Annotated in this window: 14 protein-coding genes; 5 read left to right on the top strand and 9 right to left on the bottom strand. The window is 41.5% G+C overall.

Annotated features, from left to right (window positions below):
* Position 1: 1 nt before the first annotated feature.
* From AC5JMK_RS08260 to AC5JMK_RS08220, 9 genes are all read right to left on the bottom strand, one after another.
* Entirely contained in the window at positions 2-775 is a 774-nt protein-coding gene (locus AC5JMK_RS08260; protein WP_096675075.1) for a TIGR03943 family putative permease subunit, read from the bottom strand.
* A gap of 88 nt (positions 776-863) precedes the next feature.
* On the bottom strand, positions 864-1,910 hold the full coding sequence (locus AC5JMK_RS08255) for a permease (RefSeq protein WP_096675076.1): 1,047 nt from the start codon (positions 1,908-1,910) through the stop codon (positions 864-866).
* A gap of 361 nt (positions 1,911-2,271) precedes the next feature.
* On the bottom strand, positions 2,272-2,481 hold the full coding sequence (locus tag AC5JMK_RS08250) for a hypothetical protein (protein ID WP_096675077.1): 210 nt from the start codon (positions 2,479-2,481) through the stop codon (positions 2,272-2,274).
* A gap of 98 nt (positions 2,482-2,579) precedes the next feature.
* On the bottom strand, positions 2,580-2,972 hold the full coding sequence (locus AC5JMK_RS08245; RefSeq protein ID WP_495909844.1) for a hypothetical protein: 393 nt from the start codon (positions 2,970-2,972) through the stop codon (positions 2,580-2,582).
* 2 nt (positions 2,973-2,974) lie between these two features.
* Positions 2,975-3,946: a hypothetical protein gene (locus AC5JMK_RS08240; RefSeq protein WP_096675078.1), complete on the bottom strand. Its 972-nt coding sequence runs from the start codon at positions 3,944-3,946 to the stop codon at positions 2,975-2,977.
* Between the two features lie 142 nt (positions 3,947-4,088).
* The gene (gene ndhD1, locus AC5JMK_RS08235; protein WP_096675079.1) at positions 4,089-5,660 is read right to left on the bottom strand and encodes a photosynthetic/respiratory NAD(P)H-quinone oxidoreductase subunit D1; all 1,572 of its coding nucleotides are present in this window, start codon (positions 5,658-5,660) and stop codon (positions 4,089-4,091) included.
* 253 nt (positions 5,661-5,913) lie between these two features.
* Entirely contained in the window at positions 5,914-8,010 is a 2,097-nt protein-coding gene (locus AC5JMK_RS08230; RefSeq protein ID WP_096675080.1) for an NAD(P)H-quinone oxidoreductase subunit 5, read from the bottom strand.
* A 442-nt stretch (positions 8,011-8,452) separates the two neighbouring features.
* Positions 8,453-8,839 (bottom strand): thioredoxin family protein, encoded by a 387-nt coding sequence (locus AC5JMK_RS08225; protein WP_096675081.1) that lies wholly within the window; start codon positions 8,837-8,839, stop codon positions 8,453-8,455.
* Positions 8,840-9,268: 429 nt separating this feature from the next.
* A complete protein-coding gene (locus tag AC5JMK_RS08220) occupies positions 9,269-9,985 on the bottom strand; it encodes an NnrU family protein (protein WP_495909843.1) in 717 nt (238 codons plus the stop codon).
* A gap of 214 nt (positions 9,986-10,199) precedes the next feature.
* On the opposite strand from AC5JMK_RS08220, the gene AC5JMK_RS08215 reads away from it, so the two are divergent.
* The 5 genes from AC5JMK_RS08215 (at position 10,200) to AC5JMK_RS08195 (ending at position 16,771) form a co-directional block, all read left to right on the top strand.
* Positions 10,200-11,219 (top strand): LysR family transcriptional regulator, encoded by a 1,020-nt coding sequence (locus AC5JMK_RS08215; RefSeq protein WP_096675083.1) that lies wholly within the window; start codon positions 10,200-10,202, stop codon positions 11,217-11,219.
* Between the two features lie 105 nt (positions 11,220-11,324).
* On the top strand, positions 11,325-12,770 hold the full coding sequence (locus AC5JMK_RS08210) for a serine/threonine-protein kinase (protein WP_096675084.1): 1,446 nt from the start codon (positions 11,325-11,327) through the stop codon (positions 12,768-12,770).
* 107 nt (positions 12,771-12,877) lie between these two features.
* Complete coding sequence (locus tag AC5JMK_RS08205; protein WP_495909842.1) at positions 12,878-14,293, top strand: ABC transporter substrate-binding protein; 1,416 nt, start codon at positions 12,878-12,880, stop codon at positions 14,291-14,293.
* A gap of 302 nt (positions 14,294-14,595) precedes the next feature.
* Positions 14,596-15,630 carry a PstS family phosphate ABC transporter substrate-binding protein gene (locus AC5JMK_RS08200; RefSeq protein ID WP_096675086.1) on the top strand — a complete coding sequence of 345 codons (1,035 nt, stop codon included), beginning with the start codon at positions 14,596-14,598 and terminating at the stop codon, positions 15,628-15,630.
* 85 nt (positions 15,631-15,715) lie between these two features.
* A complete protein-coding gene (locus tag AC5JMK_RS08195) occupies positions 15,716-16,771 on the top strand; it encodes a PstS family phosphate ABC transporter substrate-binding protein (RefSeq protein ID WP_495909841.1) in 1,056 nt (351 codons plus the stop codon).
* Positions 16,772-16,892 lie beyond the last annotated feature (121 nt).

Here is a 16,892-nt window from a genome sequence, read left to right as displayed (position 1 = left end):
ACTAATAACTATAGGGATTTTTTGGTTGAGGAATTTTTTTCAAGGAACTGGCTGCAATGGTAAGTTGACGTTTATCTGCTATTGTTTCGGTGGTCATTTCTCCCTCTACTTCTAACCAGGTATCTGCTGGGTATTGATCGCGAGTTTCTTTTAATTTGACTGGTAATCCTACAGGATAAGCATCGGCGGCGCAGCAAGTCAAAACAAAACGCGCTAAAAAGATATATTCTTTTTCGAGGTCTGGCGGATGGATAACAAATCCCTGTACCTTGACTTTATTACCTTGATATCTATCTGGTTCTGGATAGACGTTAAGCATACGTACCCAGTCTACGAGCGATCGCTCTTCAGGAGCAACAGAGGTGCGGAATGCTTGTGGTTTGACGCGTGTAGAACCTAATAATTCACTGAAATCTCGTTGTAGTGCTTTGTCACTAGCAAATACTTGTGGTGTAAAGGTCAGTCCCAAGATGGCTGCTACTAACAGTAAAGTACTACCCCATCCAGGCGGAAATAAACTGATATGTTGCATGTTACCAGTCATTTCATAACGACGCCGTTGCAAAAGTTCTTTGGCTTTGAAAAAACCGACAATTAACAAGCAGAATGCAGCCACCACAACTAATCCAAAATAATTCGGATGAATTAACAAATTAAGCTTGTCAGTCAACCAATATTTCAACAGCAAAATTCCCCAAGCTGTAATTGCTAATACATCAAGCCAGGGGAGTAATTTTTTTTGAATTCTATTTCTACGGTTTGGATTTTGAGTCATTACTTATTTAGTCAAGAGCCAAAATTTGAGAATTAGTACGCAATAGTCATTGCTTTAGACTATTGGCTTTAGACTATGAACTAAATTTTTAAAGAAAATGCAAATTAATAATCAGGGTGAACAAAAAAGTTAATAATGCAGCTAGACCAAATAGGTAAAAGATTGCTCTAGGTTTTAATATTGTTAACATCAAACCTATACCTTTAAGGTCAACCATTGGTCCAAATACCAAAAATGCCAATAAGGAACCACTTGTAAAAACAGAAGCAAAAGACAGAGCAAAAAAAGAATCAACAGTGGAGCAAATTGACACTACCGTTGCGAGTAACAACATGGTAGTAATTGAACTAATTGGGCCCGAACCCAAGCTGAGAATTAACTCGCGAGGAGCAAGAACTTGAATAGTAGCTGCGATCGCACTACCAATCACTAATATTGCTCCCAATTCCCGCAGCTCCTGCACAGTATTTTCTAATACTAAGCGCAGTTTTGCTCCTAATGGTTTACTCTGAGGTGAATTTGTGGTTGTAGCTTCAGCAGCAGCTTCTAAACGCGTAGTTTGCCCTGCTCCTAACAAAAACGTTCCAGACTGTAATAAAGTGGGTATATTTGCTGGCTGCTGTGCTTGGAAAAGTTGAAGGCGGCGTTTTGTGTTTGGATTCGGGGGTGGGTTAAATTTCAAGTAACGAGCGATCGCAGGTTGAACTATGGGAGTCAAGTCTTCTTGAAAGCTAAACACAAAGCCAATAATAGTGGCGATTAATAGGGAAAACACTACTCGTAATATTACTATTTCTGGCTGGTCGCGAAATGCTGTCCAAGTTGCCCAAATTACAATCGGATTAATTGTTGGTGCTGCGAGCAAAAAGCCAATTGCTACTGATGTAGGTACTCCCTGCATCAATAAGCGCCGTGCGACTGGCACGTTACCACATTCACAGACCGGAAACAAAAACCCGACCATACTACCGACTAAAGCACCTAATAAAGGATTTTTGGGCATTTTCTCTACCAATTTGCGCTCATCTACAAAAAATAGCAGCAAACTCGAGAAAAATACTCCCAACAGCAAAAAAGGCATCGCCTCGACTAGCAGACTCAAAAATAGAGTAAAACCATTGTTAAGTTGATTCATGGGCGTCGCTGTCAAAAGCGGTTTCTAATTATAAGCTTCTGCCACGTCATTTTATCGAAATGGGGATCAAAAATAGGTAAAGACTATCATAAGCGTTCATAAAACATTAAATTCACAATTAATTTGTATGATTGCTTTTGAAAGCTTGCAAACCATTACTGGTGACAGATAAGTATCTTGATTTGGGTTTGTCTATAGGTAATGAATCCTATTCCTAGATAGGTAAACTTCAAAAATAGTTCCAATTTTAGAATTTAATTACTTACCAGCACAATGATTGATCACATTTTTTGATAATTACGTTAAGTTTGCCTGATATGATGCTGTATTTTATGCTTCTTATAAAGTGTTCATAGTTTATTTAAGTTATACTCTCTGGATCTATGCCCAGGGTCCTTAGATGTTCCACAAGCATTTGCACTCGTTGTTCTGCTTCTTGAATGCGTTCTTCTGGCGTCAACAACCTTTGTCCTTGCTCGTTATACCAGTACAACCACTCTCGTGTAATTCTTTGATAGGTTCCCCGTTCTCTACCAAATAAATTGAGTGAGCCTCCAAAAAAAATACCCACACCTGAATTAGGGAGGGCAATATTACTTAAACTGGCAAAAATTTTGTTGTAAAAGTCACCTGTAAAAATACAGTGAATGCAGTTGGATTAAAACATAATCAAAATTGCCATTCGTGGTTTGGATCGTTTAATGCAGCGCGAACAGATGTTAAATTGGCAAGGTCTTTGAATGGGCTGGATTTAGCTATTTCTGTAATTGAATTCAAAGCAAGGGCTAATTGCTCATTATTACCGGATGCGATCGCACTATCAACTACAGCAAATAAAGCACGAAAGTTTTTGGCACGTTCATCAAACGAGTGATCAAGGTACGCCATCAGCAGTTCTCGCTGGGCGTTAGTTCTGGTAATTGTTTCTTTCTCCCAAGCTTCAATTTCGCGCCGCTTAGTCTGTTCTTGTTCGACAATCTTTAGGTAATCGGTGTAAGCTGTAACCATTTGCTGGAGGGATTCAGCAGGATTTAGCTTTTCGATTATTTTCTGTACTGACACTTTTAATTGCCTCCAAGAGTACGGTACTTGGCTTGAATAGTGGCAGTAGCAGGATTAAGCTGCCCTTCACTATCCAAAACAGGAGTTTTCATGATTTCTGCAAGTGCCTTAACTAGAAGTCCTATCTGTTGAAACTTACTAGCATCTCTGTTTTTGTTAAATGATGGCAGGGATTCAAGTTCATTCAAACCTAAAACAGCAAAGTTGTTGAGAGATTCAAGTAGATTTCTCAACTCAGTAATTCGCCGTTTCACTTGTTGCATGAAGTCTTTTGTAGCATCAATTTTAGCGATGGCAATTTTGACTTCTGCTTCGTACTCTCGCGCTTTTGTTAAAGCTTTTTCTCCCTCACTAGCAAGTACAAATCCACCAATTGCTAAGGCAGGTCCAACCGTAATACCCCCAAGTACAACAGTACCAAGAGCCATACCGCCACCACCAGCAGCTAGTGAACCACCACCCAGCCATGCTAGAGTCGCATTCCATGCTGCGGCACCGCTAAGGCTTCCTATTAATGTTCCCGTACTAGCTACTCCCACAGAGGTAGCAAGACCCATTGCACCCCCGTATCCAGCAGCAGCAGCCCCAACAGCTTTAACGCCTCCTTTGAAAAACTGTTCAGCTTCTAGTGCAGCAGTTTTATACTCCTTCATTTGCTGAACTGAAATTCCATCCAGCCCTTCTAAAAACTCCTTTTCACTTTGTTTAGCCTTACCAATATTCCTCTCAATGAAGTAGACAAAGCGTCCAATTGTACGCATCATTACATCTAGCTGGAAGTGACCATACTCTTCTGCCAACTTATTAGTGCCTTCCCAGTATTCTTTTAACTCGCTGACTGCATTCTCGTGCCGCTTTTGGGCGCGTTTACCAATTTTGCTTGCCTCATTCATGTTGCTAACGCCTTCAGTGCCTTTTAGCGCTCCAAAAGCCGCACTACCTATAGCAACAGCACCCAGTATGAGTGGAATCATTAAATACTCCAGATATTAATTACCTGTTAAAATACTTAAGTAGACTTCACAATTTCTGCTCTCCATTTCGGAAAAGAGTTTAATAAAAAAAGGGTAGATATAAAACCCACCCCTACAGAAATATTATTGTAAAATTCAAAACCTAATTTCCAATTTCCGGCGCACTTAACGATACTTCCGGTGTAATTTGCTGTGCCAATGTCGGTACTGCATCACGCAACCTTTCTGTTAGCTGTACTGTTGTGGCATCGTAAACCTGAGTCAAAATCTTAGGATACAAACCAATGCCAATTATTGGTACTAACAAGCAAGCGATAATGAAGATTTCGCGGGGTTCGGCATCGATGAGTTTTTGGTGAGAAACTAACTCTTTGTTCTCTTCGCCGTAGAAAATTTCCCGCAGCATGGACAGCAGATAAATCGGCGTTAAAATCACACCAACTGCCATCAAGAACACCACAATAATTTTGAAGGTAGAGCTATAGGCGTCGCTAGTGGCAAAGCCGACAAATATCATCAATTCTGCTACGAAACCACTCATTCCTGGTAATGCTAAAGACGCCAAAGAACAAGTCGTCCACATGGCAAAAATCTTACCCATTTTCTTACCGACACCGCCCATTTCATCCAACATCAGGGTGTGTGTGCGGTCGTAAGTTGCCCCTACTAGGAAGAATAAACTTGCTCCAATCAACCCGTGGGAAACCATTTGCAGCATCGCCCCATTCAAGCCTAAATCTGTGAAGGAAGCAATACCAATGGTGACAAAGCCCATGTGGGAAATTGAAGAGTAGGCAATTTTCCGTTTGAGGTTGCGCTGGGCAAAAGATGTTAAAGCGGCGTAGATAATATTAACTACACCTAAAATTACCAATACAGGCGCAAAATAAGCATGGGCATCGGGAAGCATCTGGGCATTCATGCGAATCAAGGCGTAACCGCCCATTTTCAACAAAATACCAGCCAGCAACATATGCACCGGAGCTGTAGCTTCACCGTGGGCATCTGGTAGCCAGGTGTGGAGTGGGAAGATAGGCAATTTGACAGCGTAGGCAATCAAGAAAGCAGCATATAGCCATAATTGTAGATTCAGGGCGATATTTTTCGCCGCGAGCGATCGCATGTCAAAGGTGACTGTATCGCCGTAAAATGCCATTGCTAAGGCAGCGACCAAAATAAACAGCGAACCGCCCGCAGTGTACAAAATAAATTTGGTTGCTGCATATTGACGCTTTTTACCTCCCCAAATTGCTAGCAGTAGATAAACCGGAATTAATTCCAATTCCCACACCAGGAAAAACAACAGCATATCCTGGACGGCGAATACAGCAATCTGTCCGCCGTACATTGCTAGCAGTAGAAAGTAAAACAGTTTTGGCTTGAGTGTCACAGGCCAAGCTGCTAAAGCTGCCAAAGTGGTAATGAATCCAGTCAAAATAATTAGAGGCATAGACAAACCATCTGCCCCTACTGACCAATTCAAATCCAGTTGTGGAACCCAAGGGTAACTCTCAAACAGTTGCAAATTGGGGTTAGAGAAGTCATACCCAAGGTAAAAAGCAGTAACAATTAGTGCAAAATCTATCAGCCCAATGATAAGGGCATACCAACGTACTGTTTTGCCGTCTTTATCTGGCAAGACAGGGATTAGCAGCGATGCTGCTATTGGTAACAGGATGATTGTAGTCAGCCAGGGAAAATTAGCTGTATTCATTGAAGTTGCTCTTAAGGTTCGGCTATCTGCTACTAGCTATTAACTAGCAGTTTTTTCGTGATTCGGTTGTTATTTGTTAGGTTGATTTAACAAAAATCAAAAAATATGAAGGCAGGTGAACCGCTTGCCCTGCCTTCATCTAAATAATCAGTTATCAGTTATCAGTTATCGGTTATCGGTTTGCACTGAAGGCAATGGTTGTGGATTTCATTTACTACCATCAGATCGTTTACTGATAACTGTTCACTGATTGTTAAGTGACACCAAAAACAATCACTAAGCCCAACACGGCGGCAAATACAATCAACGCGTAGAATTGAGCGCGACCGTTTTCGAGGTATTTCAAACCTTCGCCACTCACGAGGGTGAAAAAGCCTGTGAGGTTAACAGCACCATCAACCACTCGGAAATCAACTTCCATGACTTGTCTAGCTAACCGACGCAAGCCCAGGACAAAGACTTGGTGGTAAATGTCATCGAAATACCACTTGTTGAGGGACAGGTTGTAAAGTGGTTTGATTTTGGCAGCGATCGCCACCGGATTGATTTTACCCCACGAATACATCAAGGAGGCGATGGTAATGCCGATCAGGGAAATTGCCACCGAAACACCTGCCATAATGTAAAACTCATGCAGGTCAACCTCAGCAGCTTTGGCTACCACTTCTTCAAGGGTTTCGTTGGGAGAGTAAATAAACTCCTCAAAGTAGTTAGCAAAGGGCGTCCCCACCAAACCAATGAGTATCGAAGGAACTGCCAATAATACCAAAGGCAGGGTCATTGTCCAGGGTGACTCGTGAGGATATTCACTGTGTCCATGACCATGATCATGGTCGTTGTGGTGTGCGGGGTGGGCTTCTAGTTCTCCTTTGGTCATTGCACCAGGGCCAAAAGCAGGAGTTCTTTCAAAACCCGTAACTATGCCCATACCAATAGGAGATTTGAGTTTTTCCCATAACTGGGTTTTATTGCCCCGGAATTGACCTTCAAAGGTGGTGAAATACATCCGGAACATATAAAAGGCGGTAATTCCTGCTGTTAGCCAGCCAACACTCCACAGCACCGGGTTAGAAGCAAACGCTGCACTGAGGATTTCGTCTTTTGACCAGAAACCAGCAAAGGGCGGAATCCCGGAAATTGCTACACAACCGATGAAGAAGGTAATTGCTGTAATTGGCATATATTTCCGCAGTCCACCCATCAAGCGCATATCCTGCGCCAAGTCGGGGTCGTGACCGACAACTGCTTCCATGCCGTGAATTACTGAACCAGAACCTAAAAACAGCATCGCCTTAAAGTAGGCGTGGGTCATAAGGTGAAAAAGTCCAGCACTGTACGCGCCTACTCCCATAGCCATCACCATGTAACCAAGTTGGGAAATAGTGGAGTAAGCCAAGCCTTTTTTGATGTCGTTTTGAGTAATCGCAATGCTTGCCCCTAAAAAGGCCGTGAATGCCCCTGTGTAGGCAATTGTGTCCATTGCTGCTGGGACATGTTCAAATACGGGGTACATCCGGGCAATCAGGAAAACGCCTGCTGCCACCATTGTTGCTGCATGGATTAAGGCAGAAATGGGTGTCGGGCCTTCCATTGCATCGGGTAGCCAGACATGGAGGGGAAATTGGGCAGATTTGGCTACCGGGCCTAAGAAGACCAAAATTGCAAATAGGGCTGCCAGTATATTGCTCAGAGAACCCGTGTGGACGAGTTCGGTAAGGCGATCGCCCATAATCTGAAAATCAAAGCTTCCTGTTGCCCAGAATAGCCCTAGAATGCCCAACAACAAACCAAAGTCACCAACGCGGTTAGTGACAAAGGCTTTTTGGGCTGCGTCTGCTGCTGACTTGCGATCGTACCAGAAGCCGACCAGCAAGTAAGAACACATCCCTACCAGTTCCCAGAAGATATAAATTTGCACCAAGTTGGGGCTGACTACCAAACCCAACATTGATGAGCCAAATAAGCTGAGATAGGCATAAAACCTGACATAACCAGGGTCGTGGGCCATGTAGCCATCAGTGTAAACCATGACCAGGAAGGCTACCGTCGTCACAATCACTAGCATTAATGCTGTTAAGTGGTCAATTGTGTAGCCCATACTCAGATGAAAATTGCCAGCCGCAGCCCATTCTAGGGTGCGCTTAAAAGGGGCGTGTCCTTGTAGTTGGCTCCACAATATGGCAAACGACAGCCCCATAGCCGCTCCCATTAAGGAAATAATAAATGCGGCATTGAGCTGTCGTAGGCGGTTAGTCACCTGATTTAAAGAAATTAATCCCAGCCCTACCAGCATTGCTCCGAGGAGGGGCAATACTGGGATTAGCCAGGCATATTGATAGATTACTTCCATCACTGACGCCTACTTTTAGAATTCTTCATGAGCAAGGATGAAGGCTCAAGGATTAAGGATGAAAGAATGTACTAGTTGCAAATGGCTGTTGAGAGTGTCAACAAAGAGGAACTTTCACACCTTATGTTATGGCGAAGTCTTGTCTCTTGGGAACAGTACAAGTCTCTACATAACTAAGCAATCAAACATTCTTTCATACTTCAACCTACCTGCGGTTAGACGCCCATTAGGGTGTCTACATACTTCAGCCTTGAGTTGATTAACTTGTCGATCTGTTAATAATTGTGACACACACCCTTTAGGATAAAATACCCCACCTAATACTGATTAGGTGGGGTAATTAAGTATAGTTTTAGATTTTGCGATTGGTCATTGGTCATTTGTCAATTGTCCTTTGTCTAAATCCAATGACAAATTACCAATAACTAATGATCAATGACCATTATGCTGAACGGCACCCTAAATCCGCTGTTGTGGGGGTATTGTAACTACGGGAAGACTTGTCGTAGCTGAGTTTAATTTCTTCCAATGCTTGCAGCAAATCTTCACGACCACGAAAACCTTCCAAACGTTTTCTGACAATGCCGTTTTCGATCAAAAGTAAAGTTGGTAGTGATTTGAGCCGATATTTGGTAGACAATTTAAAATTGTCATCGGCATTCACATTAACTAATTTGATTTGCTCGTTGCATTTATCTTTAAATTGCAACAGTAATGGGTGTATGATGCGGCACAAACCACACCAAGGAGCTTCAAAATTTACTAAAACAGGAATAGGGGATTCTAAAACTTCTTGAGTAAATGTCCGCTCACTAACCGACAACACCATGATGCCTCTAATACTATAGGGTTTTTATATCCAACTTGCTATCAGCACAAGGGTAACGTAAGCCAGCAACTGCCGATAGATGCTCTGGTAGGCATAACAGAAGGTATGCAAACTTTCCAGCCTTTATCTTGGTAATTTTGCCGTTGACAAACAAGCCAGCACGGCGTTTACACGCAGTGGCATTTGGGGACTTTGAACTCCAATTTATGCCTCTGCGTGTGGAGGGAAATTAGATGTTCGGTATCATTTACTCCCAATGATGACAATTGACCAGCAACTACTAGGACAAAATCTCAAATTGATTTGACCTACACCTTCCACTGAACAGCTGTTTCCATTCATCGTACATTGATTTGGTAATCTACAGATTGGTCTAAATCCTCATCTGCTGTCTATTTTGTGCTGTTGTGAATTGGGTTTTAGTCTAGGCTACCATTGTACCTTACTAGTTGCCACCAATAAAAGGGGATGCGACCACCACAATAGCAGCACAAACATAGCAACTCCAATATAAGCAGGACGAAGGAATTCTTGCCACCGTAGAGATTGACGTCCATCTAAAATAGCTGCAAAAGGAATTATGCTCGTACGCTGCTTAACTGCTCTAAAAGCCTCGCTATAACGCCATTCAAGTCGGCGATCGCCATGCCATACCCCAAAAATATGATGCAAAATCAAGCCTAAAGAAGTAACAAAGGTAAAAGTCGTACCCAACCACAAAGTATGGGCAATACACCAAATAACCTGTCCAACCATTTGGGGATGACGGGTAATACGAATAATTCCTGTTTCGTAGAGATGGACTTGGGGCTTTTGAATAGCAGCAATTTCTAGTAGATTGAAAGTAGCAGGGTACAAAAAGAAAAAAGAAATTGCCGATAACACCCAAACCAATGGTTTTACCCAGGGTAGATATTGGACTTGCCACATTTGCAAACCATCATAACGGTGGTTAAAAAAGTAAACAATCAATATTACAGCTAAAGGTAAACTAACTAACGCAAAGATAATCCGATAAACTCGTGGGCCAATATATTTTTCTGCCCAAGGTCGCAATGCGGCTCCACCGCTATGAGCAATTGCAAAACTAAATTGTAGTCCCAACATTATAAAATGACTGGGGGTTAACCACGATGGCAGCATCATAATACACAGGTGAAGTAATTTAAAGAAAACTCAATTCAGTACAATCAATACCACAAAGTATTCAAAGGGGGACTTTAGTCAAGATGTTGTGTTACTGTCTTTTTCGGATAAATCCTCCGATTTTAATATGCAACAAATTATGCCCAGCCAGAATACTATGAATCACTGGTTTTTTGCTAATGCTGCTCCTTTCTTGTTTGTGGGTTGAGCCTATATGTCTGACCTTCCATTCACACTAGATCAGTTACGGATTCTGAAAGCGATCGCCCAAGAAGGGAGCTTCAAGCGCGCCGCAGACAGTCTCTACGTTTCCCAACCTGCCGTCAGTTTGCAAGTGCAAAATTTAGAACGGCAATTAGATGTTCCCTTGTTTGACCGTGGAGGACGTCGTGCTCAGTTAACTGAAGCAGGACATTTACTCCTGAGCTATGGAGAAAAAATTCTCAGTCTTTGTCAGGAAACTTGTCGCGCTATTGAAGATTTACAAAATCTCCAAGGCGGTACATTAATTGTGGGTGCTTCTCAAACCACCGGGACTTATCTTTTACCCCGGATGATTGGATTGTTCCGACAAAAATATCCTGACGTGGCGGTGCAATTACATGTCCACTCTACTCGCCGCACTGCTTGGAGCGTAGTGAATGGACAAGTTGATTTGGCAATTATTGGTGGTGAAATTCCTGGAGAATTAGGGGAATCTTTAGAGATTATTCCCTACTCAGATGATGAATTAGCGCTGATTTTACCTGTATTCCATCCCTTTGGCAAACTTGAAACCATCCACAAAGAAGACCTATATAAGTTACAATTCATTGCCCTTGATTCTCAATCAACAATCCGCAAAGTCATAGACCAAGTATTAGCGCGTCATGATATTGATACACGGCGTTTAAAAGTGGAAATGGAACTCAATTCTATAGAAGCAATTAAAAATGCTGTGCAATCTGGTTTAGGAGCTGCTTTTGTCTCGACTTCTGCCATTGCTAAAGAATTGCAAATGGATGTATTACATTGTGCTCCCATTGAGGGTGTTGTCGTCAAGAGGACACTGTGGCTGATTTTTAATCCCAATCGCTATCGGTCTAAGGCAGCAGAAGCTTTTAGCAGGGAAATTCTACCCCAGTTTGCTGCACCTGGATGGAATATAGATGTGTTAAAATCATCACAAAATCACAAGAGTTTAGCAATTAATACCACACTGGACTTAGACACTTCTCACTCAGATGAAAGTTAAGATTTAGTCATCTGTCATTAGTCACTTGTCATTGGTCATTTGTCCTTTGTGAAAAAGCTAATGATTAATGACTAATGGCTAAATGACTATTGACTATTGACAAAAATGGAAATTTACTGTACGCGTCCTGGTTGTCCCCGTCCACGCAACTATTTTCCAGATTTAGATGATCATTCCATTTTGAGAACTGTGCAGCAAAAATACTGTACCACTTGTGGAATGCCGTTGATTTTGGTTGGTCGTTATTTACCATCAAAATTATTGGGACGAGGCGGTTTTGGGGCAGCTTTTTTAGCCTGCGATCGCTATACTCCAGGAATGCGCCAGTGTGTGGTGAAGCAATTCCAACCAGCAGGTAATCTCAGCCCAACTCAACTGCAACTCGCACAAGATTTATTTGAGAGAGAAGCCACAGTCTTGGAAGAAATAGGCTCTCTACATGAGCAAATTCCTGATTTATTTGCTTATTTCCCAATCATAGTTTCTAGCTTTTTTCAACCAGGACAACAAGAACAATTTTTTTATCTGGTTCAAGAATATATTGATGGACAGAACCTAGAAGAAGAATTAGCGCATAAAGGTAAATTCTCTGAGCCAGAAGTATTAGATGTGCTGCAAGATATTCTCAAAATCTTGCAGTTTGTCCATCACAAAGGCATCATTCACAGAGATATCAAACCATCCAATATTATGCGTCATCGTAACGGTAAGCTTTACCTGTTAGATTTTGGCGCTGTGAAGCAGGTAGCAAAAGCACCCCCCGGAGGAGTTCATTCTTCAACTGGCATTTTTTCTCTGGGGTTTGCACCGCCCGAACAGATGTCTGGTGGACAAGTTTTTCCATCTACAGATTTATATGCTTTGGCTGTGACAATTGTGATGTTGTTAACTGGTGAAAAGGATGTAACGCAGCTATTTGATGTTTATAGTAACCAGTGGAAATGGCACGAACGTGTTTCTGTTAGTCCTTTACTGGCAAATGCTCTTGATAGAATGCTTTTACCTGCTGCTAATCAACGCTTTCAGTCAGCACAAGAAGTATTAGATGTTCTTAATTCAACTTTTCAGCCCATAACATCAACACACATTCATCCCCACCAACCCACACAATTACCATCACAAACAAAGTCGCAACCACAGTCTAGACATACTCAACCTCCACAACAAATTCCATTATCTGCGACTTTGCGGATTGCACCGTTGTCTACTTTAGAGTTACTGATAGGATCTGGATTTAGTGGTTTTGAAGGCGGATTGATCGCGATCGCTTTGTATAGTGTGCTGCGTTCGACAAATATGACTTTAGCTGCTTGTGCTGTGATTCTAGCAGTATTGCTTTTAGGACAAAAGCAACGCTGGATTGAAAAAACTGAGATGTTAGTGTTCGTAGCAGGAACATTCGCAGCGATATTTTTTTTCCCCTTTTTGCGAGCTGGTCTAACAATTGAGCAAGTGACGATCATATCTATTGCTGGGGGTTTAGTGGCGATCGCTGTCACGGCTTTATTCCGTCTTATTTATAAATTATTAACTCTATTTTTTTCTAAATAACTAAATAATGTAACTGATGCAAAGTTTATTTGCATTCGTATATTTAGCTAGGATAATCACCGATATAATTCTATGTGAAATTAGAAAATATTAATTTTTAATTGTCTATGTCCCAAAAAAACGAAACTGCTGTTCTATTCCTAGCTTTATTAATTACTGTGGGATTGGTAGGTGGTGGGGCATGGTTCCTAAAAGATAACATCTGGCCACAAAAGTCTCAGAATGGTGGCAATGTACTACAAACTAATAATAAGTCAGTTGCAGATAGGATTAGCTTTGGGGAAAAAACATTATCTCCAATAGAAGCTTCTCCTACAAAAAAAGAAGGTATCACGGCACTAGCATCAGGTAACTATAAAAGAGCAGTTTCTAACTTAGAAGCAGCCCTAAAAGTTAATAAAAATGACCCAGAAACATTAATATTTCTCAACAATGCTCGTATAGGTTCTGCCAAAACTTATACGGTTGTTGCATCTGTACCATTCGGAACTGATCCAAATGGTTCTTTAGAAATTTTACGCGGAATTGCCCAAGCTCAAAATGAAATAAATGCTGCCGGAGGAATTAAGAGAGTACTGCTAAAAGTAGGGATAGCAAACGACGATAATAATCCAGAAGTTGCCCAACAAATTGCCAATACCTTGGTTGAAAATCAGGAGGTATTGGGTGTCATTGGGCCTTATGCTAGTGACGTCACTTTAGCCGCAGGCAAAGTTTATACTTCTGGACAACTTGTGGCTATTTCCCCAATTAGCACTTCTGTCAAAATATCCAACTTTAGCCGCTATATTTTTCGGACGGTTCCTAGTGATTTTATGGCGGCGAGGGCATTGGCAAAGCACATGGTAGAAAATTTACAGAAAAAAAATGCGGCTGTTTTCTTCAATTCTCAAAGTAACTATAGCCAGTCCTTAAAGTCTGAATTTGTCTCATCTGTTTCCCTAGAAGGTGGACAGGTATCAAGTGAATTTGACTTATCTAAAGCCGATTTTAGTGCAGCTAAAAGTGTAGAACAAGCAATTAAACAGGGTGCAGAAGTTTTAATGTTAGCGGCTAGTACGAATACTTTAGATAAAGCATTGCAAGTAGTGCAAGTAAACCAAAAACGGTTAAGTTTGCTTGGGGGAGATGATATCTATACGCCCAAAACTTTAGAAATTGGACAACAACAAACAGTCGGAATGGTGGTGGCTGTTCCTTGGTACATTGATAGCAATCTCGGTGCTGATTTCCCGCAAAAGTCAAGACAGCTGTGGGGAGGTGATGTGAACTGGCGCACTGCTTTAGCATACGATGCTACGCGTGCTTTCATTGCAGCACTAGAACGTAATCCTACTCGTATAGGCATCCAACAAGCCCTTTCATCACCTGAATTTTCTACTAGAGGGGCTTCCGGTACAATTCGGTTTTTACCATCAGGCGATCGCAATGCCCCTGTACAATTGGTGCAAATAGTCAGCAAAAATCGTTCTCGTTCTGGTACTGGGTTTGATTTTGTACCAGTTTCAACGTTAGGTAATTAAAAATTACAGTTATCACTTATCAGCCAATACGCTTGGTGTTAAGCCCACAATCCTTTGTACCAGACGTGTAGCAAGATCCCACAGGGTAATTTCGCGTCTCTACAGACCAAATTTTTATACTAAAAATCCTTAACACCAACCGTATTGACTTATCAGCTAGTTGCAGCCTGTGACAATCTGCTATGCGTCTACACTCGTAACTGAATTTTCTCCTGATTTCTCGATAATTAACCAAATCTTAACCTGGATCGATTTAGATTAAAGTGAGAATTTGCTTTAAGAGCAATAACTAAAAATTTATCATGTCTCAAAAAAATGAAACCACTGTTTTGCTTTTGACTCTAGTAGTTACGCTAGGGCTAGTAGGTGGTGTCTTTTTATGGTTAGCGAATAGTTCAAAAATTAGATTCTTTAATGCTAAAAATAATTTACCTGAACCTATTAAACAGCCTACTACTGAGACTTTTGCACAATTACCAAATATTCCCTCTGGATTGTTTAACTATGGTGGTAGCACCACTTGGGCGCCAATTCGTAACAATGTTGATACAGCAATCCAAACTGTATTTCCGCAATTTCAACTACGCTATACTGATCCAACTATAGGCGCCCCAGGTTCTGGAACTGGGATAAAAATGCTTTTAGATAATCAGCTAGCTTTTTCTCAATCATCACGTCCAATAAAAGACGAAGAATACCAAAAAGCACAGCAACGAGGTTTTAAATTAAAAGAAATTCCAGTAGCAATTGATGGTATTGCGATCGCAGTAAATCCTAATCTCAATATTTCTGGTTTAACTGTTAACCAACTCAAAGATATATACATTGGCAAGATCACCAATTGGGAACAAGTGGGTGGGCCAAATTTAGAGATTACGCCTTACTCCCGCCGTTTGGAAGAAGGAGGTACGGTCGAATTTTTTGATCAGAATGTTTTAGAAGGAGAAAAATTTGGTGCGAACGTTCAATTTATTCCAACTACCACAGAAGCTTTAAAAGAAATAGCAAAAAATCCAGGTGGTATGTATTACGCTTCAGCGCCAGAAGTAGTCGGACAATGTAGTGTTAAACCTTTACCGTTAGGAAAAACAGCAAATAAATTTGTTCCACCCTACAAAGAACCATTTATTTCTCTGCAACAGTGTCCACAACAGCGCAACCAACTGAATGCATCTGCCTTTTCGAGTGGTGAATATCCCATTACCAGACGTTTATTTGTGATTGTCAAACAAAACAATCAAACTGATCAGCAAGCAGGAGAAATCTATGCTAGCCTGCTGCTGACAAACCAAGGTCAAGAATTAATTGCTAAAACTGGATTTGTCAGGATTAGATAATTTATTTAATTTGTTGTTTGTTGGTAGTTGTTTGTTGTTGAGAATGAACAGCTACCAACTACTAACTATCAATAGCTAAATTACTATGTCACAAAAAAATGAAACGCCTATTTTGATATTGTCTTTATTAATAACTGTTGGATTGATTGGGGGTGGCTTTTGGTGGTTTACCAGAAAAACGAGTTTTAACTTTAATCAAGTCACTAAACCTCAACCGATTAATTCTACTAGTCCCAATATCACTCAGCCAAAATCAAGTGGCAATAATTTTGCCTCTATTCAAAATGTCCCTACAGGATTATTTAATTATGGAGGTAGTACCTCTTGGGCGCCAGTTCGTAAAGATGTTGATCCAGTAATTCAAGCAGCACGGTCAGAGTTTCGCTTGCGCTATGTAGAACCTATCAGTGGTAATCCTGGTTCCAGTACGGGTATCCAAGCATTAATTGATGGTCAATTAGCTTTTGCCCAGTCGTCTCGACCAATTCTAGATGAAGAAGTGAACCGTGCTAAACAGCGTGGGTTTACTTTGCAACAAATTCCTGTAGCCATTGATGGCTTGGCAGTAGCAGTAAATCCTAACATTAATATCATAGGACTGACAGTAGAACAGTTGCGGTCTATTTACACAGGCAAAATCACAAATTGGAGTCAAGTGGGTGGGTCTAATATCCCTATAAAGCCATACTCTCGCCGCATCAGTGATGGCGGGACTGTAGAATTATTTGTCCAAGACATCTTGGGTGGTCAAGATTTTAGCTCTAATGTCGAGCTTGTTTCCACCACCACCCAAGCCCTAAAAAAAGTGGCTAGTAGTCCTGGTGGCATATATTACGCTTCTGCCCCTGAAGTTGTTCCTCAATGTTCAATTAAACCCTTGCCTTTGGGGCGAACGCAAGGGCAATATATTGCTCCCTACCAAGACCCCATTGTCCTCCATTCTGAGTGTCCTGGTAGACGAAACAAATTGAACATTGAGGCTTTCCAATCTGGAAAGTATCCGATTACCCGCAATCTGTTTGTGGTGGTCAAACAGAATGATCAAACCGAGCAGCAAGCGGGTGTCGCTTATGCCAACTTGCTGCTGACTGAGCAGGGACAGGAATTGATTTCCCAAGCTGGCTTTGTCAAAATTCGCTGACACCTGTCAAAGACAGACTACAAAGTGGCAAGATTGCCAATAGACACCCCTACAACCCTCTATCGAGATGGTTTTATTCTTTTAGAGGATTACGCCTTCCCGTCAGAATAGCGGTGGTGGA

Source organism: Pelatocladus sp., from assembly GCF_059505505.1.
This window is presented reverse-complemented; position numbering and strand designations above follow the sequence as displayed.